This is a genomic window from Aeromonas sp. R1-1 (assembly GCF_040908495.1).
Taxonomy (GTDB): Bacteria; Pseudomonadota; Gammaproteobacteria; order Enterobacterales; family Aeromonadaceae; genus Aeromonas; species Aeromonas veronii.
The window spans coordinates 23,625-48,513 of the sequence record NZ_JBFODV010000261.1 but is presented as its reverse complement, the minus strand read 5'-3'; the positions used below and the strand labels follow the sequence as shown (position 1 = coordinate 48,513).

General features: G+C 55.1%; 25 protein-coding genes and 1 other RNA gene. 13 read left to right on the top strand and 13 right to left on the bottom strand.

Features of this window, described 5'->3' with window-relative positions; translation table 11 throughout:
- Positions 1-16: 16 nt before the first annotated feature.
- A complete protein-coding gene (locus AB5Y92_RS17715; RefSeq protein ID WP_368227283.1) occupies positions 17-1,201 on the bottom strand; it encodes an FIST signal transduction protein in 1,185 nt (394 codons plus the stop codon).
- Between the two features lie 113 nt (positions 1,202-1,314).
- Between AB5Y92_RS17715 and yvcK the strand changes: the two genes are divergently transcribed.
- Complete coding sequence (gene yvcK, locus AB5Y92_RS17710; protein ID WP_047438497.1) at positions 1,315-2,229, top strand: uridine diphosphate-N-acetylglucosamine-binding protein YvcK; 915 nt, start codon at positions 1,315-1,317, stop codon at positions 2,227-2,229.
- A gap of 39 nt (positions 2,230-2,268) precedes the next feature.
- On the opposite strand, the gene AB5Y92_RS17705 is transcribed toward yvcK, so the two are convergent.
- The 3 genes from AB5Y92_RS17705 to lpcA form a co-directional block, all read right to left on the bottom strand.
- Positions 2,269-2,604, bottom strand: coding sequence for an Hpt domain-containing protein (locus AB5Y92_RS17705; protein ID WP_021229360.1), 336 nt, complete (start codon positions 2,602-2,604; stop codon positions 2,269-2,271).
- 291 nt (positions 2,605-2,895) lie between these two features.
- Positions 2,896-3,705 carry a class II glutamine amidotransferase gene (locus AB5Y92_RS17700; RefSeq protein WP_245095408.1) on the bottom strand — a complete coding sequence of 270 codons (810 nt, stop codon included), beginning with the start codon at positions 3,703-3,705 and terminating at the stop codon, positions 2,896-2,898.
- Positions 3,706-3,869: 164 nt separating this feature from the next.
- Positions 3,870-4,448, bottom strand: a complete 579-nt coding sequence (lpcA, locus tag AB5Y92_RS17695; protein ID WP_005334485.1) for a D-sedoheptulose 7-phosphate isomerase — start codon at positions 4,446-4,448, stop codon at positions 3,870-3,872.
- 256 nt (positions 4,449-4,704) lie between these two features.
- Between lpcA and fadE the strand changes: the two genes are divergently transcribed.
- Positions 4,705-7,161 (top strand): acyl-CoA dehydrogenase FadE, encoded by a 2,457-nt coding sequence (gene fadE, locus AB5Y92_RS17690; RefSeq protein WP_368227282.1) that lies wholly within the window; start codon positions 4,705-4,707, stop codon positions 7,159-7,161.
- Positions 7,162-7,317: 156 nt separating this feature from the next.
- Positions 7,318-8,592: an amidohydrolase gene (locus tag AB5Y92_RS17685; protein WP_368227281.1), complete on the top strand. Its 1,275-nt coding sequence runs from the start codon at positions 7,318-7,320 to the stop codon at positions 8,590-8,592.
- 97 nt (positions 8,593-8,689) lie between these two features.
- On the opposite strand, the gene AB5Y92_RS17680 is transcribed toward AB5Y92_RS17685, so the two are convergent.
- Together AB5Y92_RS17680 and AB5Y92_RS17675 are read right to left on the bottom strand one after the other, a co-directional pair.
- Positions 8,690-9,052 carry an RnfH family protein gene (locus AB5Y92_RS17680; protein WP_368227280.1) on the bottom strand — a complete coding sequence of 121 codons (363 nt, stop codon included), beginning with the start codon at positions 9,050-9,052 and terminating at the stop codon, positions 8,690-8,692.
- Positions 9,045-9,479, bottom strand: coding sequence for an SRPBCC family protein (locus AB5Y92_RS17675; protein ID WP_005334496.1), 435 nt, complete (start codon positions 9,477-9,479; stop codon positions 9,045-9,047). Before AB5Y92_RS17675 ends, AB5Y92_RS17680 begins: the two co-directional genes overlap by 8 nt.
- Positions 9,480-9,648: 169 nt before the next feature.
- On the opposite strand from AB5Y92_RS17675, the gene smpB reads away from it, so the two are divergent.
- The 4 genes from smpB (at position 9,649) to AB5Y92_RS17655 (ending at position 12,823) form a co-directional block, all read left to right on the top strand.
- Complete coding sequence (smpB, locus tag AB5Y92_RS17670; protein WP_005334498.1) at positions 9,649-10,137, top strand: SsrA-binding protein SmpB; 489 nt, start codon at positions 9,649-9,651, stop codon at positions 10,135-10,137.
- A gap of 166 nt (positions 10,138-10,303) precedes the next feature.
- Positions 10,304-10,663, top strand: a transfer-messenger RNA (tmRNA) gene (gene ssrA, locus AB5Y92_RS17665).
- Between the two features lie 73 nt (positions 10,664-10,736).
- Positions 10,737-12,470 carry a tyrosine-type recombinase/integrase gene (locus AB5Y92_RS17660; RefSeq protein WP_368227279.1) on the top strand — a complete coding sequence of 578 codons (1,734 nt, stop codon included), beginning with the start codon at positions 10,737-10,739 and terminating at the stop codon, positions 12,468-12,470.
- Positions 12,467-12,823 (top strand): hypothetical protein, encoded by a 357-nt coding sequence (locus tag AB5Y92_RS17655; RefSeq protein ID WP_368227278.1) that lies wholly within the window; start codon positions 12,467-12,469, stop codon positions 12,821-12,823. Before AB5Y92_RS17660 ends, AB5Y92_RS17655 begins: the two co-directional genes overlap by 4 nt.
- A 227-nt stretch (positions 12,824-13,050) precedes the next feature.
- On the opposite strand, the gene AB5Y92_RS17650 is transcribed toward AB5Y92_RS17655, so the two are convergent.
- The 7 genes from AB5Y92_RS17650 to AB5Y92_RS17620 all read right to left on the bottom strand — a co-directional run bounded on the left by AB5Y92_RS17650 (position 13,051) and on the right by AB5Y92_RS17620 (position 18,724).
- Complete coding sequence (locus AB5Y92_RS17650; protein ID WP_368227277.1) at positions 13,051-14,382, bottom strand: hypothetical protein; 1,332 nt, start codon at positions 14,380-14,382, stop codon at positions 13,051-13,053.
- 272 nt (positions 14,383-14,654) lie between these two features.
- Positions 14,655-15,179 carry a helix-turn-helix domain-containing protein gene (locus AB5Y92_RS17645; RefSeq protein ID WP_167824804.1) on the bottom strand — a complete coding sequence of 175 codons (525 nt, stop codon included), beginning with the start codon at positions 15,177-15,179 and terminating at the stop codon, positions 14,655-14,657.
- A 168-nt stretch (positions 15,180-15,347) separates the two neighbouring features.
- Positions 15,348-15,839: a hypothetical protein gene (locus AB5Y92_RS17640; RefSeq protein WP_069651784.1), complete on the bottom strand. Its 492-nt coding sequence runs from the start codon at positions 15,837-15,839 to the stop codon at positions 15,348-15,350.
- On the bottom strand, positions 15,836-16,141 hold the full coding sequence (locus tag AB5Y92_RS17635; protein ID WP_158654839.1) for a hypothetical protein: 306 nt from the start codon (positions 16,139-16,141) through the stop codon (positions 15,836-15,838). The genes AB5Y92_RS17640 and AB5Y92_RS17635 overlap by 4 nt, the downstream gene beginning before the upstream one ends.
- Positions 16,142-16,295: 154 nt before the next feature.
- On the bottom strand, positions 16,296-16,853 hold the full coding sequence (locus tag AB5Y92_RS17630) for a recombinase family protein (protein WP_368227276.1): 558 nt from the start codon (positions 16,851-16,853) through the stop codon (positions 16,296-16,298).
- A gap of 462 nt (positions 16,854-17,315) precedes the next feature.
- Positions 17,316-17,618, bottom strand: a complete 303-nt coding sequence (locus AB5Y92_RS17625; RefSeq protein WP_368227275.1) for a type II toxin-antitoxin system RnlB family antitoxin — start codon at positions 17,616-17,618, stop codon at positions 17,316-17,318.
- Positions 17,619-17,623: 5 nt separating this feature from the next.
- Positions 17,624-18,724, bottom strand: coding sequence for a type II toxin-antitoxin system RnlA family toxin (locus AB5Y92_RS17620; protein ID WP_368227274.1), 1,101 nt, complete (start codon positions 18,722-18,724; stop codon positions 17,624-17,626).
- A gap of 743 nt (positions 18,725-19,467) precedes the next feature.
- Here AB5Y92_RS17620 and AB5Y92_RS17615 point away from each other — a divergent pair.
- The 6 genes from AB5Y92_RS17615 to AB5Y92_RS17590 all read left to right on the top strand — a co-directional run bounded on the left by AB5Y92_RS17615 (position 19,468) and on the right by AB5Y92_RS17590 (position 24,723).
- Entirely contained in the window at positions 19,468-20,781 is a 1,314-nt protein-coding gene (locus tag AB5Y92_RS17615; RefSeq protein ID WP_368227273.1) for a tyrosine-type recombinase/integrase, read from the top strand.
- On the top strand, positions 20,778-21,302 hold the full coding sequence (locus AB5Y92_RS17610) for a hypothetical protein (protein WP_368227272.1): 525 nt from the start codon (positions 20,778-20,780) through the stop codon (positions 21,300-21,302). The genes AB5Y92_RS17615 and AB5Y92_RS17610 overlap by 4 nt, the downstream gene beginning before the upstream one ends.
- Before the next feature lie 74 nt (positions 21,303-21,376).
- Positions 21,377-21,580: a helix-turn-helix transcriptional regulator gene (locus AB5Y92_RS17605; protein ID WP_368227271.1), complete on the top strand. Its 204-nt coding sequence runs from the start codon at positions 21,377-21,379 to the stop codon at positions 21,578-21,580.
- 35 nt (positions 21,581-21,615) lie between these two features.
- On the top strand, positions 21,616-22,635 hold the full coding sequence (locus tag AB5Y92_RS17600) for a hypothetical protein (RefSeq protein ID WP_368227270.1): 1,020 nt from the start codon (positions 21,616-21,618) through the stop codon (positions 22,633-22,635).
- Positions 22,632-23,936, top strand: coding sequence for a VapE domain-containing protein (locus tag AB5Y92_RS17595; protein WP_368227269.1), 1,305 nt, complete (start codon positions 22,632-22,634; stop codon positions 23,934-23,936). The genes AB5Y92_RS17600 and AB5Y92_RS17595 overlap by 4 nt, the downstream gene beginning before the upstream one ends.
- Before the next feature lie 427 nt (positions 23,937-24,363).
- Entirely contained in the window at positions 24,364-24,723 is a 360-nt protein-coding gene (locus AB5Y92_RS17590) for a hypothetical protein (protein WP_368227268.1), read from the top strand.
- Positions 24,724-24,889 lie beyond the last annotated feature (166 nt).

Here is a 24,889-nt window from a genome sequence, read left to right as displayed (position 1 = left end):
GTTATGTTCTGCCGACTCAACGGGTCAGGAAAATCACGCTCGATACCATCAGGTTGCCGTGGGCCAGCTCGCCATTGGGCAGCCGCCCCTGCTCGCCGAAGGTAAAGGGGGTGATAAAGGGGATCTTGCCGAGGCGAGCCTGGCTCTGCTCGACAAATTGGCACAACATATCACCTAGCGCCAAACGGCAACCAGCACAAAAGATGATGAGAGCGCCGATAGGCTGCAATTCCACATCGACCCCATACCCTGGCTCAACGCGCATGGCATTGAGGCTGCGCTGCAACAACCCTTCCTGACTGCTGTACATCAACAGCAGACGCTCCCCTTGCACCACATCGGTAAAGAGCCGCAGCCCGCCCTGTTCGGTCACCGCTTCGGGATGGGAGAGTTTGTAGTAAGGAATGCCATCCAGTGCTCCCACCTGACGAGCTAGCGGGGTGAGCGTGGTCTCCCGCAAAATCGCCCCCACCGGCCAGGGCTGCTCGCGCCCGCACCAGCGGGCATAGACCTCGGCGGCAGGCTGATGATCGATGGTGAGTACCTCCCGCCCGTTGCAGGTGGTGATCTCGCCGCTGAATTCGGCAGGCACATAGCCCGAATGAAACTGAAAGGCCAGCTGGCAATCAGGATAGAGCACCGCCAGACCGATGCCATCCTGGGCCACCGCCTCATCCCAGCAGAGTTGCCAGTCACCGCTGACGCTGCTATCAGCCGCAGATCCACCGACCACCGGCACCGAGGCACCGAGTTCGGCCTCGATACCGGCCAGCAGCCCCTCTTCCTTACCGGGACTGGCGTGAAACAGGATCAACTGGGGCAGCTCGCCCGGCCGACCACAGTCGCTCATGGCTCGGCGCAGCAACTGCCGCACATCCACCCCGTCACCGCTGGCACCGGCTACCCCGAATGCTCCTTTCTCATCGTACAGAGCAGCAACGGCCAGCCCATATCCGTCTCGGGCGTGGTGTCCCATCTCGGTCATGACACCACCGCAAGAACTGCACCCAAGCAGACGGGTCGTCGGGAACTGGCGTTTGAGCGCGTCGCGCAGTATCGCCCCCTCATGGGCTTGGGTAAAATAGAGTAACAGCAGGGAGGGGGCCTTATCGGCATGGTGGCGCAGCTGCGCGCAGATATCTTGGGCCGCCAGCGATGAATTCTGGGCGAGGGAGTGAACGGTCAGAAATTTCAACACCATCTCCTTGTTTTATCGAATGGCAGCCTCAAGCAAAAATCATACCTTTATCAAACAATTATCTCGCTTCGCTTGCTAACATAGCGGTCAACTGAGACCAATGACAGGACGCCCATATGTGGCAAAAAAACATCAATGACTTCGATCGGGTCGTTGCCATCGGTGGTGGCCATGGCATGGGACGAGTGCTTTCGTCCCTCTCGTTTCTCGGTCAACGGCTCACCGGCATCGTCGCCACCACAGATGATGGTGGCTCGACCGGACGCCTGCGCAAGAGTCAGGAGTGCATCGCCTGGGGCGATCTGCGCAACTGCCTGAACCAGCTGGTGACCGATCCCAGTATCGGCAGCCTGTTGTTCGAATACCGCTTCGCCGGCAAAGGCGAGCTGGCGGGCCACAACCTTGGCAACCTGATGCTGCTGGCGCTCGATAATCTCTGTGTCCGTCCTCTTGATGCTATCAAGCTGATCAGTGACATGCTCAAAATCGAGTCACAATTGCTACCCATGTCTGAATTTCCCACCGATCTCTGCGCCCATATGGAGTGTGGCACCCAGATCCTGGGAGAAGTATCCATCGATCAACTGGCAACACCACCCCTCTCCCTCGGCCTGATGCCGGAGGTGCAAGCGACCCGCGAAGCGGTGCTGGCACTGCAGCAGGCAGACATGATCATTCTGGGGCCGGGCAGTTTTCTCACCTCCATCATGCCGCCACTGCTGCTGGCCGAGATCGCACAGGCCATCAACGAGAGCAGCGCCATGCTGGTTTTCGTCTGCAATCTGGTGGCGGAGAACGGTCCTGCCAGCCAGCTGGATCTGATGAGTCAGTGTCGCTGGCTGGAATCCCGGGTCGGTCAGGGTCGGCTGGATGCCATCCTGGCCCCACAAGGCGCGGGTGATGCGGGGGACTGGCAAGGGCGAGTGATCGAAGCCGAGCTGGGCGAGCTTGAGCTGCCCCATCGGCACGATCGGTTGAAGCTGAAACTGGCACTGGACCGGATCATCCAGCAACTGCTCAACCAGCGTTAGGCAACGGTCACGGCGTCCCGGCATCCCTGCATGGCGCCGTTAATGATAATCGGCAAGAAACGCGAGCACCTGGGGCAAGGAGGCCTCCAGCAGTTGCAACTGGCGCTCTGCCTCGGCCACATCGGCCTGCTTGCTGGCCATCTCCAGCGCCATCACCTGCTGATAACTCGGTATGGCGCCATAGCTGCCACAGGATGATTTCATGCTGTGCGCCACCCGAGCCAGCGCCTCCCACTCTCCCTGTTCATAGAGGGGTCTGAGCTGACTCAGCTGCTCGCCCACCTCTTCAATAAAGACTGCGATGACCACGGGCAGCATATCCGGACCGATATCCTCTGCCAGCTGCTGCAACACCTTGCGATCCACCCACTCCATGCGAGGCTCCTCCAGAACGGTATTCAAACAGACCATACTATAGATAGTTTTCGATGTCGTGGCTCACGACCAGGCAGTGATGAAGCACCCGATTGGATGGCTCAGGGAATAAAGTGGCAAAAAATGTGATCAGTATCGAAATAGCGATGCTGAAACGCCCGTCAAGACAACAACTTGATTGCCACAAATTAACAATTGATCAACACTCAATGCCGTCAGAGTGATGATGCTCAGCAACACCTCTCATCCCTTTTGCCTTTTATGGCTGCTGCGAAGAACCAGGGTAGGTATCTACCCTGGTATTTTTTTATCTTGCTCAAGCGCAACCCGATTGGTCGCCACCCGCTCCCCCATGCGAAACAGATTGAATTCGCCGGGCGCCATTTTGACCCAATTCTCATTGCCGGTCAGCGGACGGGTGGTGATCAGGGTCACCACATCGTTGGGGGTGGTCTCCCTTTGAAAGTCGATCACCACCTCCTCATCCAGCAAACTTGCCTCGCCAAAGGGCGCACAGCGGGTCAGCCAGTGCAGGTTGTTGCTGCAGTAGCTCATCACATACTCCCCGTCCGAGAGCAGCATGTTGAACACCCCGAACGTTCTGAGCTCATCACACAGGGTGGCGAGATAGCGAAACATGGCGGGAAAGTTGGCCGGACGCTTGGGATATTTTTGCTCCAGCCGATCGAGCAGCCAGCAGAAGGCGTGCTCGCTGTCGGTATCCCCCACCGGCCGGTGGCGGCCGGTGGGCAGCTTCTTGTAGCCGGTCAGCTGACCGTTGTGGGCGAAGGTCCAGTAACGGCCCCACAACTCACGGGTAAAGGGGTGGGTATTTTCCAGCGACACGCAGCCACGGTTGGCTTGCCGAATGTGGCTGACCACTGCGCAGCTCTTGATGGGCAGCGCCTGTACCAGTCTGGCGATGGGAGATTGGGCGCTGGGCTCGGGATCCTTGAAGGTGCGAAAGCCCTTCCCCTCGTAGAAGGTGATCCCCCAGCCATCCTTGTGGGGCCCGGTCTTGCCGCCGCGCAGCATCAACCCGGTAAAGCTGAAGCAGATATCGGTCGGCACATTGGCACTCATGCCGAGCAGTTCGCACATATCCGGCAGACTCCTTTCATGATTTGGCTTGTGTCATGTTCGACCAGCACGCTGGTTCGACAGACAGCAGGGGAAGGCGCAATCCCTTCCCCTGTGACTGGCAATAACCGATCGATGGCGAACCATGCTACCGGCGCAGCACTTATCTGGTAGTTATGGCCTGATTACTTGGCCATCTCTTTTTCGACCAGCTGGATCAGGATGTGGATTACCTTGATGTGCACTTCCTGAATACGGTCGGCATAGCCAAAGTGCGGCACCCGGATCTCGACATCCGCCAGACCTGCCATCTTGCCGCCATCCTTGCCGGTCAGGGCGATCACTTTCATGCCTTTGGCGCGGGCAGCCTCGATGGCTTTCAGGATATTGCCGGAGTTACCGCTGGTGGAGATGCCGAGCAACACGTCGCCACGGCGGCCGACCGCTTCTACATAGCGGGAGAAGACATAGTCATAGCCAAAGTCGTTGGAGACGCAGGAGAGGTGGCTCGGATCAGAGATGGCGATACCGGCATAACCCGGGCGGTTCTCGCGGTAACGACCGGTCAGCTCTTCGGCGAAGTGCATGGCGTCACAGTGGGAGCCACCGTTGCCACAAGAGAGCACCTTGCCCTCTTCTTTGAAAGAGTCGGCCAGCAGTTTGGCGGCCGCTTCGATGTTTTTCAGGTTCTGCTCATCAGCCAGGAAGGCCTGCAGCACGCTGGCAGCTTCGGTCAGTTCATTGCGGATCAATTCTTGGTACATGATGTCTCTTCCACTGTTTTTAGTGTGCGTGTAGATCGCGGCTATTCTCGCACAAGCGAATCGCACAGTCGCCCCCCTACGAGCCACAGCGCTGGCGGCGCGTGAGCGTTATGGGGATCACAGAGAGAAGGTAATGAAGATGTAAACAGCTTGATAACTTTGTGCGTATGAATTACAACAGGGGCCATATCCAACAGGTCAGACCTCTGGATGAGTTACACCACGTTGGCACATTTATACACGCAAGGAGCAAGCAATGACGACGACCCTCACTCTGCTCGGGGTGATCCTGGTTATCGGAGCCCTGGCCTATCGCCGGGCATCCCTGTTCATCTCCACCCTGGTCACCGGCGCCGCCCTGGTGCTTGGCGCCATCTATGGTCATGTGCCCTTGCTGGTATGGGCGCTGTTCGCGGTGATCGCCATCCCGCTCAATCTGGTGGAATTTCGCCGCAATCAAATAACCAAGCCGCTGTTCAAGATCTACAAATCGATCATGCCGGAGATGTCCCGCACCGAGAAAGAGGCGATTGAAGCAGGTACCACCTGGTGGGAAGCCGATCTGTTCGCGGGCAACCCGGACTGGAAAAAGCTGCACGCCATCCCGGTCAGCGCCCTCTCTGCCGAAGAGCAGGCCTTTATGGATGGTCCGGTCGAGGAAGTGTGCCGGATGGTGAGCGACTGGGAAGTGACCCACGAGCGCGCGGATCTCTCCCCCGAGGTGTGGCAATACCTGAAGGACAACAAGTTCTTCGCCATGATCATCAAGAAGAAATATGGCGGTCTGGAGTTCTCGGCCTACGCCCAGTCCTGCGTCCTGCAAAAGCTGTGCGGCGCCAGCGCCGTGCTCGCCTCCACCGTTGGCGTGCCCAACTCGCTGGGCCCGGGCGAACTGCTGCAACACTATGGCACTGACGAGCAGAAAGATTACTACCTGCCCCGCCTGGCGGTAGGTAAAGAGATCCCCTGCTTCGCCCTGACCAGCCCGGAAGCGGGTTCTGATGCCGGCTCCATCCCCGACTTCGGTATCGTCTGCAAAGGCGAGTGGGAAGGCAAAGAGGTGCTCGGTATGCGCCTCACCTGGAACAAGCGCTACATCACGCTCGCCCCTATCGCCACCGTACTGGGTCTCGCCTTCAAACTGCGTGACCCCGAGCACCTGCTGGGTGAAGAGGAAGAGCTCGGCATCACCTGCGCCCTCATTCCCACTCACATCAAGGGGGTCGGCATTGGCCGTCGCCACTTCCCGCTCAACGTGCCGTTCCAGAACGGCCCGACCCAGGGTAAGGATGTATTCGTCCCGCTCGATTTCATCATCGGTGGCCCGGCTATGGCCGGTCAGGGCTGGCGCATGCTGGTCGAGTGTCTGTCGGTCGGTCGCGGCATCACCTTGCCCTCCAACAGCACTGGCGGCGTCAAGATGCTGGCCCTGGCGAGCGGCGCCTACAGCCGCATCCGTCGCCAGTTCAAGCTGCCCATCGGCAAGATGGAAGGGATTGAAGAGCCGCTGGCCCGCATCGGCGGCAACGCCTACATCATGGGCGCCGCAGCCAACCTGACCGTGACCGGTATTGACCTTGGCGAGAAACCCTCGGTCATCTCCGCCATCGTCAAATACCACCTCACCGACCGTGCCCAGAAGTGCATCATCGATGCCATGGACATCCACGGCGGCAAGGCCATCTGCATGGGCCCCAACAACTATCTGGCCCGCGGCTATCAGGGTGCGCCCATCGCCGTTACGGTGGAAGGGGCCAACATCCTGACCCGCAGCATGATCATCTACGGTCAGGGCGCTATCCGCTGCCACCCGTATGTACTGCCGGAGATGCTGGCCGCCAGCCACCCCGACAAGGAGCAGGCGCTGAAGGATTTCGACAAGGCGGTGTTCAGCCACGTCGGCTTTGCCATCAGCAACCTGGTGCGCAGCTTCTGGCTGGGTGTGACCGGCGCCCGCTTTGCCGCGGCCCCTTACAAGGATCAGACCAAGGGCTACTACCAGCAGCTCTCTCGCCTCTCGGCCAACCTGGCGTTCCTGTCAGACATGGCGATGGGCACCCTGGGTGGCGAGCTCAAACGCAAGGAGCGGGTCTCCGCCCGTCTTGGCGACGTATTAAGTCAGCTCTATCTGGCCTCCAGCGCCCTCAAGCGCTATCAGGACGAGGGACGCCAGCAGGCCGACCTGCCGCTGCTGCACTGGGCACTGCAAGATGCCCTGTTCAAGGCACAAGAGGCGATCGACGAGCTGCTGCGCAACTTCCCGAACCGCTGGATTGGCCTTGCCCTGCGCGCCGTGGTGTTGCCGCTGGGTCGCGACATGAAGCGTCCGAGCGACAAGCTGGACAACCAGGTTGCCCGCCTGTTGCAAACCCCGAGCGAGACCCGCAGCCGCCTGGCCAAGGGTCAGTACCTGACCCGCGAAGAGGGTAACCCCTTCGGTCTGCTGGAGCAGGCGCTCGATGACGTGCTGGCTGCCGAGCCGCTGTTTGACAAGGTATGCAAAACTGACGGCGTCAAGCGCCCCTTCCTGGCTCTGGACAAGGTGGCCGACATCGGCCTGGCCGCTGGCGTGCTGAGCCAGAGCGAAGCGGAGCTGCTGCGCCGCGCCGAAGTAAGTCGCCTGCGCACCATCAACGTCGATGACTTTGACCCCATCGATCTGGTAGCCAACAAGAAGCTGTTTGAAGCCTCGGCTTACCATCGCGCCGCCTGATATCAAGGCAATCTGACAACGCCTCCCTTGTGGAGGCGTTTTTTATTTCATGACTGCAACAGCTTGCCCAGCTCCCCCGACCAGCCTCCTTCCCCGTGTCCTCGTCCGCAAAACAGTGCACAATAGCCGGCAAACCGAATCACAAAGGAAGCCAGGATGACCCTTGAGCACCTGATCCAGTGGCGCCGCGACCTGCACCGCCTGCCGGAAGCGGCCTGGAAAGAGTTTCGTACCACCAGCCTGATTGCCCACCATCTGAATGAACTTGGCTATCAAATCGTGCTTGGCGACAAGCTGCTGGCCAGCAATCTGATGATGGGGCGCGATGTCGATGTGGCCGCCGAGAAAGCCCGCGCCCGCCGTCAGGGAGCCCATCCCGACTGGCTGGAGCGCATTGGCGACGTGACCGGGCTGATGGGAGAGCTGGATACCGGCCGCCCCGGCCCGACTCTGGCCTTTCGCTTCGATATCGACGCAGTGGAGGTGGAGGAGTCTGCCGCCGAGCAGCACCTGCCGCAGCAGGAGGGCTTTGCTTCCCACAACAAGGGGTGGATGCACGCCTGCGCCCACGATGGCCATACTGCCATCGGCCTGGGGCTGGCCAGCCGCCTGATGGCGATGAAAGAGGAGCTGTGCGGGCGCATCAAGCTCTTCTTCCAACCCGCTGAAGAGGGGTGCCGCGGTGGCAAGGCGCTGGCCGCAGGCGGGGCCCTCGATGACGTGGATGCCCTGCTCTCGCTCCATATCGGCATTCACGCCGGCAGCGGCGAGCTGGTGATCAACCCCACCGAGTTCCTCTGTTCAACCAAGTTCGACGTCCACTTTATGGGCACCGCCGCCCACGCCGGGCTCGAGCCCAATGCCGGCAGCAATGCGCTGGCTGCCGCCTGCATGGCTACCACCGCCATGCTCGGCATTCCGCGCCACCGCGACGGTATGACCCGCATCAACATCGGCCAGCTCCACGCCGGCAGCGGGCGCAACGTCATCCCCGACCATGCCGAACTGCACGGTGAAACCCGCGGCGCCGACAGCGCCCTCAACGACTACATGTTCAGCCAGGTGCAACGCATCGTCGAAGGCACCGCCCTTGCCCACGGCGTCACCTACCGCATCATCAAGCAGGGTGAGGCCATCGCGCTCGACAACAGCCCGGCGCTGCAGGCCGAGCTGGCTGCGCTGGCTCGCAAGCAGGGGCTCGCCACCATCCAGACTCGCCGCTTTGGCGCCAGCGAAGATGCCGGTTTTCTGATGGAGCGAGTGCAAAAGCAGGGGGGCGAAGCAGCTTACCTGATCCTTGGCGCCGATCTGGCTGCGCCGCACCACCACAACGCCTTCGATTTCGACGAGCGGGTGATGCAGAGCGGGGTCGATCTGCTGGCGGCGTGGGCCCATGCCAGACTGGGGAATTCCGCTCATATCAAGGGATAAACCCGGTGGCTATCAGCTCGGAAACCTGAGCAAACAGGATCAAAAAAGGCGCCCATCGGCGCCTTTTTATTTGCTAACCGCTTGCCGCGGCGCAATGTTACTCAGCCGGTTGGCCATCACCGCGCTTGCGATTGGTATTGGGACGGCCGCCGGTCACAGCATCGGCACGCCCCTCCTCCTTGGCCTTCTCGGCGCGCTTTTTACGCATCTCGCGGGGATCGGCGATGAGCGGGCGGTAGATCTCGATACGATCGCCGTCGTGCAGCGGCTCGCTCCCTTTCACCGGTCGGCTGTAGATGCCGAACTTGTTGACCGACAAGTCAATCTCGGGGTGTTTTTGTACGATGCCGGACTGCTCGATGGCCGCCAGCACGCAGGTCTCGGGCGCAACCTGCAGGGCAATCACCGTCTGCTGCTGCGGCAAGGCATAGACAACCTCGATGTTGAGCTGGTCAGACACCGTAGACCTCCTTCGCCCGGTTGGAGAAGGCGGAGACCATGGAGCTCACCAGATCGCGGAACACCTGACCAAATGCCACCTCGATAAGCTTGGAGGTAAACTCGAAATCGAGATCAAACTCCACCTTGCAGGCGTCGACATCGAGCGGGGTAAAGGTCCACCAGCCCGCCAGCTTGCGGAACGGGCCATCCACCAGCTCCATCCTGATCTGACGGTTCACATCCAGCTGATTGCGGGTGGTAAAGGTCTTGGCAATCCCCGCCTTGGCCACATCGACCGACGCCATCATGTAGTCATCGCCAGCCTCGTGGACACGGCTGCCGACACAGCCGGGCAAAAACTGCGGATAGGCATCCACATCGTTAACCAACTTGAACATCTGTTCTGCACTGAACATCACCAGGGCACTGCGCGTAATTCGGGGCATGGCTTTTCCTCATCCAATCGGCGCGATTTTATCACCATGTTTGGGGTTGTGGAGGTAAAACCTCAGCCAAACCGCTCAGAAAGCCACCACTTGACCTGCTGCGCGTTTTACAGCCGCCCCTGCCTACGTATAATACGAGCCTCCTAGTCATTGCCGGAAATCGCCCGTCATGAGCAAAAAAAACAGTAAAAACAAAGCCGGGTCCAGCACCATTGCACTCAACAGAACCGCGCGCCACGAATACTTCATCGAAGAGAAGATCGAAGCGGGTCTGTCCCTGCAAGGGTGGGAAGTCAAATCCCTGCGGGCGGGCAAGGCCAACATCAGCGAAGCCTATGTCATCTTCCGCGATGGCGAGGCCTATCTGTTCGGCTCCAGCTTCCTGCCACTGCAAGCGGCCTCCAGCCATGTGGTATGTGACCCGACCCGCACCCGCAAACTGCTGCTGAGCCGTCGTGAACTCGACAAGCTCGAAAGCCTGATTGCCCGTCAGGGCTACACCATAGTTCCCCTCGCCCTCTACTGGAAACAGTGCTGGGTCAAGGTCGAGATCGGCCTGGTGAAGGGCAAGAAAGAGCACGACAAGCGCGAAGATACCAAGGCCCGCGAGTGGGATCGGGAAAAAGCCCGCATCATGAAGAACAAGCATCGCGGCTAACCTGCGACTGGCAGGATCAGGACGCCGGTTCACCTTCCCCCGGCGCAGCTGGCTCTTCAGGCTCAGCTACGTACAATAAATCGGCAAACAGACTGGCTGCCAGAGGGAATGGGTATCAACGCCTTGCTATGACAGCATTTTTGCGTACAATCGCAATTAACAACTTGGGGCTGATTCTGGATTCGACAAGATTCACGAAACCCAAGGTGCATGCCGAGGTGCGGTAGGCCTCGTTAATAAACCGCAAAAAAATAGTCGCAAACGACGAAAACTACGCACTAGCAGCTTAATAACCTGCATAGAGCCCTTCTACCCTAGCTTGCCTGTGTCCTAGGGAATCGGAAGGTCATCCTTCACAGGATCGTGTGGAAGTCCTGCTCGGGGCGGAAGCATTAAAACCAATCGAGCTAGTCAATTCGTGGCGTGTCTCTCCGCAGCGGGTTGGCGAATGTAAAGAGTGACTAAGCATGTAGTGCCAAGGATGTAGTAATTTTGGACGGGGGTTCAAATCCCCCCAGCTCCACCACCTTCTAAAGCCCTGATTCGTCAGGGCTTTTTCTTTATGGCTGGTCAGGGAGTGACACACTGAGGTGTCACATATGCTCTATCCCGGTCTCATCAAAAACCGCTGTGGTGTCTACTGCTACCGCCTGATCTTCCCCCCGGCCCTCCGCCAGTACGGCGCTCCTCGTGAGACCCGTTTCTCACTTGGCACAAAAAGTCGCGCTAAAACGGGAGAATTGTGGATCCATGCTTTCCAACTTGGCAGGCTCCTGCTCGACGAATTATTGGCATTAGTTCAGGAAGTCGATCAGGAAGTAGACATGGCTGAAATCTCAGAAATCATGAAGGCGAAGATCGCCGCAAAAAGAGAGCAAATCCGGCTCGGGGAACAGTTGGCCGCACTGCAAGATGAGATTAACGAGCAGCGCCTTGAAGCACTACGCTCCCGCAAAGAGCTGGCGGCAGCTCAGGCAGTGACTCAGAAGGCGAAGGAACTGGCCCGTACTGCGGTTGGCATTGCCCAACGGACACAAGGCCAGCTCATTGAAGCCCGGCGGACGGCGGACGCTCTCGCCACCTTGCCAACAACGCTCAACGCCGAGCCGGTGCCCATCTGTGGCGCCTTGGTTGCCCCTTCTGCGTCCGGTCAATCGTTGGAATGGCTGGTGGCCCGATTCAACGAGCACAGCGAACATGTGGAGAAGCTCAAACCCAAGACCCTGAGCCAGCGCAAAAGCAATCTTGCGCGTTTTCTCGATGTGCTCGGCCCGCTGGACAGCGCGGCGCTTGGTGCTGCCGATATTGCCCATTATCGGGAGGTTATCCGCACGCTACCGAAGAATCTCCCGAAACAACCAATTTGGAAAGAGCGTCCCGAGGATCCCTTGCTGCGGCGTAACTGGTATCTGGGCTTAGGCAAGCAGGGCCTGCCATCCCTGTCCGAGCAGGGGCAGATGACCCACTTCCATGACGTTAAACCCTTTCTTAAATGGCTTAAGGCTGAGCGGGTTGTCGCCGAGGATTTCAGCGACATGCTGACCCCCATCAAGAACGATGCCGACTATGAAGAAGGCGGACAACCCTTCACTCAGGAACAACTGGGGAAACTAGTTAATAGGCTCTGGCGAGCCGACAGTAGGCTTCCCTACGAACAGCCGAAAGACTGGCATTTCTGGGCTCCATTGCTGGGACTGACTACCGGGATGCGCGGCGATGAAATTGGCAGCCTCACTGTGGCCCATGTCATTGATGTAGGAGGCATAGTCATGCTCAACGCGCCGGGCTCTAAGACCCCTAACGCCGAGCGCCTGATACCGCTCCCGGATGTAGCTTTGAATGCGGGTTTTATGCAGTTGGTGGAATGGGCCCGGATGTCTAGTGGCGACGCGCGACTGTTCCCGGACTGGGCGCTTGGCGGCGACTCAGAGGCACAAAACTACTCACACAAGCTGGGCAAGTGGTTCAACCATTACAAGGGAACCGGGTTGTTGGCAAAGCTGGACATTTGGCAAACCGATCATCAAGTCAGCTTTCACAGCCTGCGGCATACCTTCATCACAGCCGCTCATCATACTGACATCAAGCTTGAGCTAATGCAGATGATCGTCGGCCACGGACCAGACCTGCGCAATACCTATGGCCTGCCAGCTACTAAAGATAAGGGGTCATCCACCCCCTACATCAAACCGGGTGTCAAATATAGCCCACGGATGCAAGAGGCTTGTGCAACGCTGCGCAACGTCATAAACAGTGTCGATTTCGGCTGTGACCTGACCGGGGTTAATTGGTTGAACTGGCGAAGAGCCAAGAAAATGGGGAATTTGAAATGAGATCCGACATCAGCTTCGAGGACGTCCTGCTGTCCATACAGGCTAGGGTATTGAGCGTGTCGCTGCCCTGTGGGTGCCGCCTGTCTAACGGTCGCCATATCCATCATTGCGAAGGCGTGTGCGAGTGGTTTCAATGGAGCGAGCGCGAATTATCACAGGCAGGGAAAAGGGCGCTCTGGACGCTACTGATCCAGAGTGGCTTCGATGACATCCAGCACGTTTCACCCGCTGATGTGCTGGATTATCTCGACGATAGCGACAACGGAACGCTCCCGGTGTCTGCTGCCGATTTCAATCTGTGCCTGATGCTGGGGCGTGATGTTCTGGGGGTTACTCGTCAGGTGGTGGCATAGCTGCGAAAGGTTTGATTCTGGGGGCCTGGAACGCCCCCTGTGCGTTTTTGTCGCTATGCCATTGGGCACGGTGCCGGATGCTCGCTGAAGTGCTCTAAAGCGGTTTTTGTAAATCGTCCCGGTACTGTCTCACACGTTTACGATCCCCCTTACACCTGACACACCCCGCACATCTACTTTTACTACCGGGTCATTAACCGTCCGTTACCGGGTCAGATGCTTTCTGGTCAGACATCATCCTCCCTTCCTAGGTTAGTGGCGACCCACTTATCTAGCTCGGCAAGCATTGCATCGAGAGGAGCCATGCCGGGTGTACCTGTGTGGTCTTCGGCCTCGATTTTCAAAATTGCAGTGCTGACGTTCTCACTGGGGGATGAGTAGGGAGCTGGTTTTTCTAGGACTTTGGTTTGTGTGGGGCTGGTGGTCTGACTATTCCGGGTGTGATAGTCAGTCAGCTTGGCTTTCACGTAGGCAAACAGCTCTCTGCCTGCTGCGGTCAGCGCATTGGATTCGTAGAGAATGGCATCCTTGTCCTTGGTCATGTATCCGACCCATCCAAGCATCCACTCGAAACCATAACCGCCATCGATCACGAGCTGGTGATCTTCGGCCTCCGGGGTATAGGCTCCGCCAATTTGCAAGAGTGCGGCTTTGTGCTGCTCCTCGAACGCTTCATAGTGGACACCGTGGACAATCATGTGAAGGTGCCAACCGGAGCGTGCTCTCTCCATCACAAAGTTAAACGGCAATCCTTGCAGAGCTTTGTTTAGTGCCGTCGTCATCCGCTTGTGCCATGCCATGCGCCCATTCGCCTTGCCCTTGAACTTGTCCAGCTTCCCCTTTCCAAAGTTAAGGGACACGGCGGTGTAGATACCTGTCCGGCTATACATGCTCGCCAGCTTCAAGAGCTGTTTCATAGAGGGGCTGAGTTTGCCGAAGCTTGAGGTAATCAGGGGCTTCAATGCTCGCTGACATTCCTCTGCTTGGAATACGTCATCGAGGGAGTATTTGGAGCATATATCCATGTTAACTACAAAGCCCCTAGATTCGTTACGCATGGACAGGGCGCAAAGCCTTGCCAGCTCTAGGGTTGCACGGTGATCTCTAGCATCGTTATCTGCGGCAATTGCTGGAAAATTTCCGGGGTCTTTTCCTGCTGCTTTTAGCTGGTTTTTGGCAGCCCATTGATAGGGGTGATGTCCGTGGTTTTGTGCAGATCTGACCGAGAACCAGCCGCCAGCCATAATCCAACGCGAACGACTCTCAATGACGGTCCATTCATCGTCGGAAACGGGGCGATCAGCATATGGTGGGCGAGCTTGACGCCCTCGCTTCTTATCCTCACGCGCACGCTTCTTAGTCTCACTGACTGAAATATCAGGTTCTAGTGTGTCGAACTCATCCCATTCCTGCCACTTGTACTCCGTGAAAGCCTCTCCAGATACAAGAGCTTGCCGGTACTCTGCGAGAAATGCTTGCGCCATAGCACACCACTGTGGCCACGCTAATTTTGATGACCGGTCATTGAGCGCCGGGTTTTCTGATGATACTCTTTTCATAGTTAAAACCTTTTGTGCCGCCTCATTGGGCGGCTTTTTTTTACTTGCTTGCCAGCGGCAGGCCCTCTTTTAAATGTCTCCCGCCCCATCCCCTGAGTGGCCTGTAAAGCACGTACAGCAACGACCTGACCGGTTAGGGTCAGTGCTATTACTCATAGGGATTCCAGCGAAATGACGCCGCGAAATGGGCGTTAGCGAAGAGGTAGGGCCGACTCATCGGCCAAAATTACGGAGTTACTTTGCGACATGGGCGGGGTCGCCGTCAACCTGCATCACTCTGGCGGCACATCGCCCCAGCAATCGCGCTCGGCCCTGATAGCCAATATCTCCTCGTCTGTATAGTCTCTCACAACCAGCTCCGGCAGGGCTTCAACCACTTCCGGCTCCGCTGCCAGTGTGAGAACCCGGCGCAACCCATCAGCGGCTAGCTTGCTGGCTGTGGCACACGCTGAAAGGATCTTGGCCGCTTGGTGCCTGTCACATTCACTATCAATTGTCAGGCTCTCCAGCAGCTCGGCTGTCTTGGTATGGATTTGGTTGCAAAGTGCAACCTGTGACCGGACTAGGCGAGCGCCCTCCGAGGCGGCGAACTCAGAAGATAATGAGGCCCGCAATCCGGCGCGGGCCTCCTCTATCAACTCCTCCCGCATCGAGTCGGGGCGAACACCTGAACGCCCCCGGATCCGTTTCACTGTGGATAGGCTGATTCCCGTCTGCTCGGCGATAGCAACAATAGGCCATCCTGCCGCGAGAGCTGCGGCGACCTGCGCTTCAAGGGCGGGGGAGGTGCGACGCATCGCGGCCCCCCTCTATTCCGAGCGCATCACACGGGGTCAATTGCTCCCATCGGGTGATTGCTAGCTCCACAATTTGCGTAGGCGACATATTCAGAGCACTGGCCCATATCGCCACACGTTCCGCGACTGGACGGGATAGCCGTATTACTTGGACTGTTTTTTGCGGCTTCATGCTTTCCCCTCTCCATGCTCCAAACCCTGCTGCTGTTCGCAGAACATCGTCCATAAACGCGCATTCCCATTTTGATATGTCAGGGTTGCCGCCCGCTCATTGTCATTGGCTATGGGGGCTACTGCCGCCGATTGTGGGATCCTAGACAGCATGGAGACGAAGAAATCATTTTCTACTGGCACATGCATAGAGATCAGATCCACCCCGGCAGGTGATACGAGCAAGGAGCGGACGATCTCGCGCAACCCTAACACCTGCTGCAATGCGAAAAATCTCCGGCTATCCATACGCCTCGCCTCGCATAGATTACGAACAGCCCCATAAAGCCGGGTATCAATAACCCGGGCCTGCTCTTCATTGGTCTTTTGAACCTCAAGGATTACATCGCGAGCCGCCACAACGTCCCCCTTATCCATCAGTTCCAAAGCGTATGAGAGCTTGCCCGCTGTCACACCATGCGCCTGTTCGAAACGCGTTTCCGGGATCATGCTTTACCTCCATTGCGGGCCAATGCCGCCGCTATACGATACGAGCCGCCAAGGCTTCCACGCTCAATAGTGCGCTGACGCTGCTTCTCGATTTCCTCCTTAACTTCCATGCGCATCCTGTCCGCCAAATCTAGATGGGTCTCACGCTCTTCAATCCAGCCGGTTTCCCCTTCACCAGTGATGATCTCGTCGTCTTCAATCTGCTCAACCGGTATACCGGCAAGCTCTGCTAAAAACGCTTTGTCCCTACCTTCCAGATAGTGCGCATCCTCACCCATCCGCTCTGCGAGCTGACGCTTCAATATTGAAACCTTCATGTATAAGCCTATAAATCTCAATAAGTTACAATGATTTCATGTTACACAAACAGATGACCGATCACCATATTAGAGACAAAAAAATACCGGCGCTTGGCCGGTATGTTGTTGCTTTATTCGCGTGCTGCTTGGGTCGTCATTACGCTGCTTTGCAGGCTCGCTTCACACTGGCGGGTGAAATCCCAAAATGTTCGGCGGTCGCCTGGATGCTTGCGCTGTTTTCCTTCCGCCAGATAGCAACGGCGGTATCGTCGATGGTCTTCTCACGCCCTAATGCTTTGCCCTCTGCCTTGGCCTTAGCGATCCCGGCCATCTGACGGGCCTTGATATTTGAGCGTTCCAGCTCTGCGACAGCGGCCAGCATGGTCAGCATTGCCTTACCGATTGGCGTGGATAGGTCGAACCCCTCCCGCAAGCTGATAATCGACACGCCCTTGGCTTGCAGCGCTTCAACCGTGTGTAGAACGTCGATGGTGTCACGCCCAAGACGGTCAACAGCGGGAACAATTAGCGTATCCCCCTTCCGCACAAACTTGAACAGATCGGAGAATTCCGGGCGCTCTAATGCCTTCACTGCGCCAGATATGCCCTCGTCTGCGAACCACGTTTCTACCTTGTGAATCTGCTCAATGCTGTGTCGCTGAGCCTCTACGCTTTGCTCGCCAGTGCTCACCCTCAGATACCCGATAACCGCCATAACAATTCCCCACTGATAGCTCAAAAACTATAGCTCATAATATAGTGATGGCTCATATTGAAATCAACACTTTTGAGCCACTCTTTTCAGTGGGGTGTTTAGGTGGCTCAAAAGGTACGCATTTTGAGCCAAAGCAAGAAAGGGATTAGTCTCGGATTAACAACAACCACACACAATGTTCAACGTTGCGCGGACCAAAGGTATAGGAAACAACATACTTTCGGAGGTTACTTGCCTTCGGGCAAGTTTTTAGAGCGTTTATGACTCTGCGGGGGCAGACAGGGCAGCGATAGCAAACGTGACCAGCAGGAGCCTTACCATGGATAGACATGGATATATAAGCGGTCTAGGTAGCAATGAAAACAGTGAACAGTTATAGACACCATGAAGGCCTAAGCCTCAAAAGAACCTAATATAACATATCAACCGATCGGGGTTATCACCCGAAAATACGAGGAAAAATTAAACGGGACATTGGTTCCTGACAAGCACTTCATGCTCCCTAGCAAGGGAGCATGATACTTTATTGGAATCAATTACTTGAAAAGTTTTTCGTTCAAAATTTTGACCGTTAAATCTCATTGAAGCAAAGCGATTCCATTCATAACCATTTGAGCACAACAAATCGAAGAGTACCTCACCAGAGATACTCTTCTCGTGCAACTCCTTCACAATTGAAGGGAGATGCTCTAGGGGACTCTGATAACCCATCGCAACAATTACTGCTGCAAAGTGTTTATCATCAGTTGTCCTAATTGAGTACATATTCCTCACACACTGTGTAGCTCATCCACTAAAGAATAGATCTTTGTGGAGAGTTTGTTAACTTCATTAAGATCACTAACAAATCGGCTTGCGTTAACCAAGCTATTCATATGAAACAAACCGTGGCGGTGTCGTCGAAAGAAAGAGTACGCATCAGAAAGCAGGGAACGTTCAGGTACTAAAGGTACTTTGCCTTCATGCTCGCGTCGTAGTACGAAATCTCCTCGTCCGATATCTAGGCAGTAGTAAAACGAACCAACATCATTCGAGTCCACATCGAAGCCTTTATCAGCCATTACGGATTTGATCGCCCCTTCAAGAGACCTGAGCTCAGGGTATAAAAGCATGGAATAGTCAGGAAGCTGAGGGACCGAAAGCTTAACACATAGGCTTGACAGAAGTAATCTTTTAGTGCCATCAGGTATGATATCGATAGACTTAGGCAGCTTCGTCCTGAGATAGTCAAGAGCAACCTCTGTCCGAACAATCTCAGTGTTCTTGCCATCTTCGGTGCGATGCAGGACATTCTCTAGCCCCGCCATATCTAACAATTCTGATAGCAGGTAAATGAGATGCCTATATGTTGACAATGGCCTCCCTTGAATCTGAAGCTTAAGCGTAGTCTTATGATGAACAACAACAATGTGGTCATTATGTTCAACAGATGTAAGGCACCACTGACTTTGAAGCTCATCATTACGACGAATATCAGAAGTAAACTTTGCAGGTTTATCACCTGTTATCTCATCAATGATTGCGTTGATCTGGTCACTTGCTATTCCCTTGATTGCCATATTCACTTGTTTGAACTCATCCGGGTGTATCGTTTCAAACAAACATTGTGCAAGCTGATGCCCAAGATCTCTGTTCTGACCCAAACGATAATGAAGCGTAGTCGTACCGTTAGTGTTCAGATAAATTTCAAGCTTCGCATTATCAATACCAGGTTGTCCAAACTCGTAGCGCTGGATTGTTGTCGGCCCATTTTGCCGTTCCGTCACTCCTCTGAGGTTGAGGTTACGTTTCTCAATGAATTCGTCAACCACACGCCGTATGCAAGTCCGGTCGAGGTTTAAATCGCGATACTCTTCTTGCCTTTCTGCCACCGTAAATCCCCCATTCAAATACCGTTTGTATGCTATCAGTGAGTTCCAAGTGATGACAAGAACACTAAAATGGGAATTGAACCGGCGTCCAAATTTTGGTGTCATAGTGAAGGGTCACAGAAATGATTCGCTGGAACAGGTCATCTAACAGATTGATCTGAAATGATAAACTAAAGATTGGTTGTCACCTCCTCCCAGCTCCACCAAATAATGTTCCGGCTGGGAACGAAGAAGTACAGAAACCCGCAGAGCGTAAGGCTTTGCGGGTTTTTTGTTGTCTGTAGAAATCCAAGGACGTCGATTTAATCCAGCTCTAAAAGTAACATCCGTGGTAACCCCCCCCCTGGTAACACCGTCTTTGGTGTTACGTTTGACAGGTAACACCTGAGTGGCCACCTACTGGGTGTCTGGCCTGCCAACCCTTCCCCCCTTGGCTCTGCGAGCGCATTTAAAGAGGGGAATGAGAGGGCGCCACCAGCCTAAAAGCACAAAGGGTTAGCTTCACCTAGAAGCTAACCCTTTGTTTTATATGGTGCCGATAAGGGGAATCGAACTCCTGACCTTCGCATTACGAATCCAGATTTTCGCATATTCCGGCTGTTTCAGCCTGTTTCAGTCGTTGTTACAAAGCACTATAAAATCAACCACTTAGTTCCAAACCTTGTGTCAGCTTGTTCCGTCAAATATCACCCTATATCATGTAAGTTGTTGGGCCCAGTGTTGGGCCAAAATTGGGGTGGGATATGAGTGGGCATGCAATCCGACAAGACAGGGAGATCCCTGCACTAGTAGTAGATGAAGGTAAGGCGGTTAAGCGGGTATCGGTTTACTCTCGCCACGGGGGCGGACTGCATATCGAGATCCGAGCTGATGGCCGTAAACGCTTTGTGTATCGTGCCCGAGTGGGCGGTAAACAGATTGATTTTCAGATTGGATATTATCCAGCCGTAACGCTAGCCGCTGCTCGTCTTGCTCATGCGGATGCTCTGGCATTAGTCAAACAGGGGATAGACCCCAGACAAACAGCCAAACAAGCAAAGGCTAAAAACATTGAGATGCCGACCCTTTGCGAGGTTTACCGCGATTGGCTGGCAATGAGAGCCAAGTCTAAGCCGATAGGCCCGCGAACTCTGCGCGATTATGAGGGAACCTATGCCCGTCACCTCGAATCAGGCATAGGTAAAACCCGAGTGTGCGACCTGTCCCGCGCCATGCTGTATGAGCATTTGCGCCGAGTTGAAACCAAAGAGGGCAAACGGAAGGGGCTGATAGTCCTTAATCAATGTCTTGATCATGCGGTGTTACAAGGTCACATCGAAATCAATCCGGCCCGCCTGCTCAAACCCGCCATGTTTGGCGCATCCATGTCCCCTCCCCGTGAACGCTGGTTAACCCGTGATGAATTGCGCTTGTTATGGGCGGCTCTTGAAAAGGCGACCGATGGAGGTGGCTCTGTGGCCGCTGGTGGCCGTGGGATCGCATCTAACGTGGTTCTTTCTCGCGCTGTGGCTAACTGCCTGCGTCTGATCACCCTGACCGCAGTACGCCGCTCTGAGGCCGTTGGGATGCGCTGGGAACAGATTAACGGCGACCGATGGACAATCCCAGAAACCAAGAACGGACGTGCCCACGTTGTGACCCTGTGCCCGCTGGCTCTGGAGATCATCGAGCAGCAAAGGACTTTATCCAGCGGCCCCTATGTGTTCGAGTCAGCCAGCAAGGCAGGACATCCGATTACGGGCGATGCCGTCACCAGAGCGTTAGAACGAGTGCGCATTAAATATCTAGCCGAGCTTACCCAATTTAGTCCGCACGATTTGCGCCGCAGTGTGGCAACTGGTGCGGCGGAATATCTGGACGCCCCCGAGCGCTTGATAGAGCTGATGCTAAACCACGTTCCTAAAGACAGACTGATCCGCACCTATCAGGTGGGCGGCATGGCCGAGAAGTTACGAACGCTGTTTCTACGCTGGGGAGAGTTTGTTGAGACTACAACACAGCCGGATCACACCAAGCCAGCCAACGTGATATCAGTAAATTTCGGAGAGCGTAGATGATCGTTCAAGACAGGGAGTGGCAAGAGATCAGAACGTGTTTTTTGGGGCTAGGGTGGACTGAAAACGATATTGATATGATCGACGTCCACCGACAAAACAAACCGCTCTACACCGATCAACAAACAGCGTTGGCTATGGTCGCTAGGCTAGACAAATGTGTGATTCGTTATGGCGTCAGTTGGCCACTATTGCCAGATTTGGAGATGCTCATTACTGCGGGTTTAACAGAACGAGCACGCGAACAATTTCGCATTAGCAAGCTGGTACAGGATTTATCCGCTCAATACAGGCGGGAGGTTCTATTTCCAAAGCATGGAACTGAAGTTATCAGTGCCCGCCAAAGTAAAGCTGGCAGCAGAACTAGAGAAGAGAGAACCGCTAACTCAAAAATGCCGAGCATTGTGGCAGCCATTAAAGAGGAATTACCTAGCTGGACTCGTGATAGTGCCGCAAGATTAGCTAGGCGCTTAGGCGTATCCGCTACACATATTCGTCGTGTTCGTAAGGAAACAGAAAAGTGAACCTCTAACCAGTGAAGGTTCGTTTCAAGTCGATATTTTGATCCCCAGTGGCACGAAGCGATGCCTCTAGCAACATGGAGATCAAAGTCATGCTCATCACCATTAAACAGCTCTGTAACCGTCTAGCAGTCAGCCGCGCAACCGTGGAGAGACTCAGAAGATCCCCTAAAGATGCCTTTCCAAAGGCCATCCCTATTGGGCCTAATTCAATCCGGTTCGATGAAAGAGAGGTTGAGCAATGGCTAATCTCCCGCTCTCGCAAGGTGGTCAACCGATGAGCCTGAACACCAAACACGCCGGAGAGTAGTCTTGTATGTTCGATTTTTCAACGATTTCTAACATCAAGCAGAGCACTGCTTTTAACGTAATCACATGGCCGGAACTGGTGGCGCTATGCCGTACCCCGCACAAGTGCCGCGCTAAAACGTCCGAAACAGCCAAGCAGCTTTCGCCGTTGGTGGCTGCACATAACGTTAAGAGTCGCATCAAAGCAGAAGCAGAGGCTGGCGGGTTCGGTTTGCTACGTGCCGATCTGGATGATGCGAAGGGACAAACGCCCCAGACCATAGCCGATGCTTTGCGGGAACAGGGGGTAGGCTCTTTCGCTATCTATTCAACCCTGAGCCACCAGCCGAACGAGCCCCGTTATCGGGTGTTTGTGGAACTCGCCGCCCCTGTCTCGTTCATCAAGTGGGCGGATCTGCAACTGGCGCTGGCTGAATTGTTGGAGTCCGATCCCTGTGTGAATCGGGCAGCCCAATTCATGATTTTGCCCACGCTGATCGAAGCCACCGCCGAACACTATCAATATTTGGTTGGCGAGGGTGAAGCATTGAGTACCTCTAGCCCCTTCTGGTTGAACGCGATGGAGTCAGCAGCCCGACACCAAGCAAACGCCAGTGCTACGGCTCACACTGTAATAGCGCCAACGCCGAGGCCATTTACCGAACGGTTGATGGGTAATCAGGTGTCGATCATCGAACTTGTGAACTCTCATTACTGGTGGCCCGAGTTGTTGGCGGACTACGGCTACAAGCAGAAAGGCCGCAACGCATGGATAGCGCCGGAGTCCACCAGCGGAACGACGGGGGTTCATATCCTGACCAGTTCAACCGATGGCAAGGAGCGGATCTATTCACACCATGAAAGCGATCCGGCTGGTGGGCGCTTGTGTGACAAATTCGACCTGATCACCATTCGCAGTTTTGGCGGCGATTATCGCAAAGCATTAGAGACCATCGCTCGTGACGTGTTCCCAGAGGCCCACCATCACAACCTGAAGGAGTGGCGCACAACACAGGCAAACCAGAGGGCGGCGGAGGTGTTTAAATGAGTGTTCCAATGCCAAAAGGCCCTGTAATCGTATCGCTGCCTGAACCTACAACATTGCAAGGGCCGAGATTTCCCGACCGCCATCCCGACAAAGGCAAGGTGCTGAGGACGTCCGATAATCTGAAGGCGCTGATGACGTATTGCAACTATTCAGGCCGCTACAACCTGATGACAGCGGAGCCGGAAGTTAGCAGCACTGACAATCAGCAACGGCTAGGCGGCAGTGCAGCACAACAACACTCGATGTTGATCGATGCTTGCCAACGGTTCGGCTTACCGGATCAAGCAATTGACGATCATCTGACCGCCCTTTGCGAGAACCACAGTTATCACCCTGTCCGTGAATGGCTGGATGCTGGTGAAGTATGGGATGGCCAAGACAGGGTAACGGGGGTGATCCAAACACTGCGAGCGAGTGATCCCCATTATGCCCAGCAGGTGATGAAGCCTTGGCTGGTGGGGTGTGTGGCGGCGCTTTATGAAAAGCGATTCAGCTCAAAACTCGTTCCTGTGTTGCAGGGTGCCCAATCATTCAGGAAATCGGCGTGGATCAATCGGGTTTGTGGCGTAATAGCCGGAGCTGTAGGGGATGGCAGCCTAAACCCTGCAAATGCGGATGACGTGCGGCGGGTTTGCAGCCACTGGGTGAACGAACTTGCAGAACTTGAGAGCACTACGAGACATGAAGCGGGAAGCCTCAAAGCGTTTATCACACGCTATGAGGACAAATTCAGAGTCCCTTACGCTCGTGACTTTACAATAAAGCCTCGTCAGACCTGCTTCATCGGAACCGTGAACGGAACCGAGTTTCTGAAAGATCAAACTGGGAACGCTCGCTTTGCTGTTATCGAGATGGCCGAACCAGCCATGATCGATAATTTGAACTGGTTTCTCGGGTGGGACTGGAAAGCTGGCCGTATCACGCTGGAACAACCGGAGCAACTGCGCCAGTTTTGGTTGCAGGTTAAAACGCTGTATGACGCTGGCGAAAGCTGGTTTCTTGATAATGCCACCAGCCAGCAAGCTGCAACTGTGAATGAAGGCCACACCGACAAGGGGCCATATTATGCGGCGATTGTTGAGCGTCACATTAGCCGCCCTGCACACACAACCGTATGGTTGACCCCGAGCGCCGTCTGTAAGCTGCACGACGAAAGAACTGGGCTGACTTCGCAATACGGAAAGGCGCTAAGACTGATCGCCGATGAGGGATTGATCAAACGCCGTGCGGCGAGAGGAAGGAGCCAAGAATATCAAATCGGTGTGACGTTTGCCGATCTCGCTTTGCTGAGCAAACTATAGCCTCTGCTTTGATGATGAGCCCTGCCAAATATGTGCAGGGCTTTTTTTGCGGGTGAGGTGAAAAATTGCTCACCTCATCACTTGAAGCCAGTGCTGGCGCGGGTTGGTGAGGTGGTGAGGTTGGTGAGGTAACTTTCAAACATTCAGATCAAAGTACAGTGAACAGCAAAGCAACGGCTAATAACTCCAGCCGCTCGCCGTAAATCCTAGAAGTATGCAAAGTTACCTCACCATCCTCACCAATAGCTGAAAGCCGCACCAGTACTGGCTTTGCGCGTGGTGAGGTAAAAATTTGCCACCTCACCGGAACCTCATCGAGCCTCGAATGGGCTATCTAGCGCACTTCTGATTTGGTATAAATATCAGACTATTATCTACAAGCCTGTCTTTTTAGCATTGAAGCAATATACATAACTTGGGGAATTTGATGATTAAGTATCTTGTGGTTCTCGCGTTACTTGTAAATGGTGCTTATGTGCAAGCTGCTGGTGGTCGTCCTAAGGGCCGCTGTGATGGAACTAACCTAGCTGATACAGTACAAACGACAAACAAGAATGGGATGATGTGCATAGATATCGTAAATAGATTTGGATGGAACCATGCCTCCGATACTTATTTCGACGAGTGTTTAACAATGATAAAAGGTGTGCAAGAGGTAAGCGTAGAGTGGCTTTCGCTACAAGAGCAAGGGTGCACGTTTAATGACTTAAAAAATGGACCAACTGAGGGGCAAATGCGCTACATTAAATGGCTAGCTGATGAAATGGTTCGACTGGGCACTAAATGAAGATCGCCACAATCTGAACGGCAACATTACGGGGGCAATCCTGTGCCTGTTATAATTGGTAGCCTCACCTTAAAAGCCCCAAACATGCCAGATAAGAAAAAGGCGTAGCGGTTTACTTACCTGCTACAGCCTTGCTGTATTTGGTGGCCATATCCCCCCATTCAAT

Bases quoted from the DNA above. Each gene is read 5' to 3' on its own strand.
- AB5Y92_RS17605 (WP_368227271.1), top strand. From the start codon at position 21,377: ATGGAGATCAAAGTCATGCTCATCACCATTAAACAGCTCTGTAACCGT.
- AB5Y92_RS17640 (WP_069651784.1), bottom strand. From the start codon at position 15,839: ATGATCCCGGAAACGCGTTTCGAACAGGCGCATGGTGTGACAGCGGGC.
- AB5Y92_RS17650 (WP_368227277.1), bottom strand. From the start codon at position 14,382: ATGAAAAGAGTATCATCAGAAAACCCGGCGCTCAATGACCGGTCATCA.
- AB5Y92_RS17685 (WP_368227281.1), top strand. From the start codon at position 7,318: ATGACCCTTGAGCACCTGATCCAGTGGCGCCGCGACCTGCACCGCCTG.
- AB5Y92_RS17625 (WP_368227275.1), bottom strand. From the start codon at position 17,618: ATGTACTCAATTAGGACAACTGATGATAAACACTTTGCAGCAGTAATT.
- AB5Y92_RS17645 (WP_167824804.1), bottom strand. From the start codon at position 15,179: ATGCGTCGCACCTCCCCCGCCCTTGAAGCGCAGGTCGCCGCAGCTCTC.
- fadE (WP_368227282.1), top strand. From the start codon at position 4,705: ATGACGACGACCCTCACTCTGCTCGGGGTGATCCTGGTTATCGGAGCC.
- AB5Y92_RS17655 (WP_368227278.1), top strand. From the start codon at position 12,467: ATGAGATCCGACATCAGCTTCGAGGACGTCCTGCTGTCCATACAGGCT.
- AB5Y92_RS17660 (WP_368227279.1), top strand. From the start codon at position 10,737: ATGCTCTATCCCGGTCTCATCAAAAACCGCTGTGGTGTCTACTGCTAC.
- AB5Y92_RS17610 (WP_368227272.1), top strand. From the start codon at position 20,778: ATGATCGTTCAAGACAGGGAGTGGCAAGAGATCAGAACGTGTTTTTTG.
- AB5Y92_RS17595 (WP_368227269.1), top strand. From the start codon at position 22,632: ATGAGTGTTCCAATGCCAAAAGGCCCTGTAATCGTATCGCTGCCTGAA.
- AB5Y92_RS17675 (WP_005334496.1), bottom strand. From the start codon at position 9,479: ATGCCCCGAATTACGCGCAGTGCCCTGGTGATGTTCAGTGCAGAACAG.
- AB5Y92_RS17700 (WP_245095408.1), bottom strand. From the start codon at position 3,705: ATGTGCGAACTGCTCGGCATGAGTGCCAATGTGCCGACCGATATCTGC.
- AB5Y92_RS17600 (WP_368227270.1), top strand. From the start codon at position 21,616: ATGTTCGATTTTTCAACGATTTCTAACATCAAGCAGAGCACTGCTTTT.
- AB5Y92_RS17705 (WP_021229360.1), bottom strand. From the start codon at position 2,604: ATGGAGTGGGTGGATCGCAAGGTGTTGCAGCAGCTGGCAGAGGATATC.
- AB5Y92_RS17615 (WP_368227273.1), top strand. From the start codon at position 19,468: ATGAGTGGGCATGCAATCCGACAAGACAGGGAGATCCCTGCACTAGTA.
- lpcA (WP_005334485.1), bottom strand. From the start codon at position 4,448: ATGTACCAAGAATTGATCCGCAATGAACTGACCGAAGCTGCCAGCGTG.
- yvcK (WP_047438497.1), top strand. From the start codon at position 1,315: ATGTGGCAAAAAAACATCAATGACTTCGATCGGGTCGTTGCCATCGGT.
- smpB (WP_005334498.1), top strand. From the start codon at position 9,649: ATGAGCAAAAAAAACAGTAAAAACAAAGCCGGGTCCAGCACCATTGCA.
- AB5Y92_RS17590 (WP_368227268.1), top strand. From the start codon at position 24,364: ATGATTAAGTATCTTGTGGTTCTCGCGTTACTTGTAAATGGTGCTTAT.
- AB5Y92_RS17715 (WP_368227283.1), bottom strand. From the start codon at position 1,201: ATGGTGTTGAAATTTCTGACCGTTCACTCCCTCGCCCAGAATTCATCG.
- AB5Y92_RS17630 (WP_368227276.1), bottom strand. From the start codon at position 16,853: ATGGCGGTTATCGGGTATCTGAGGGTGAGCACTGGCGAGCAAAGCGTA.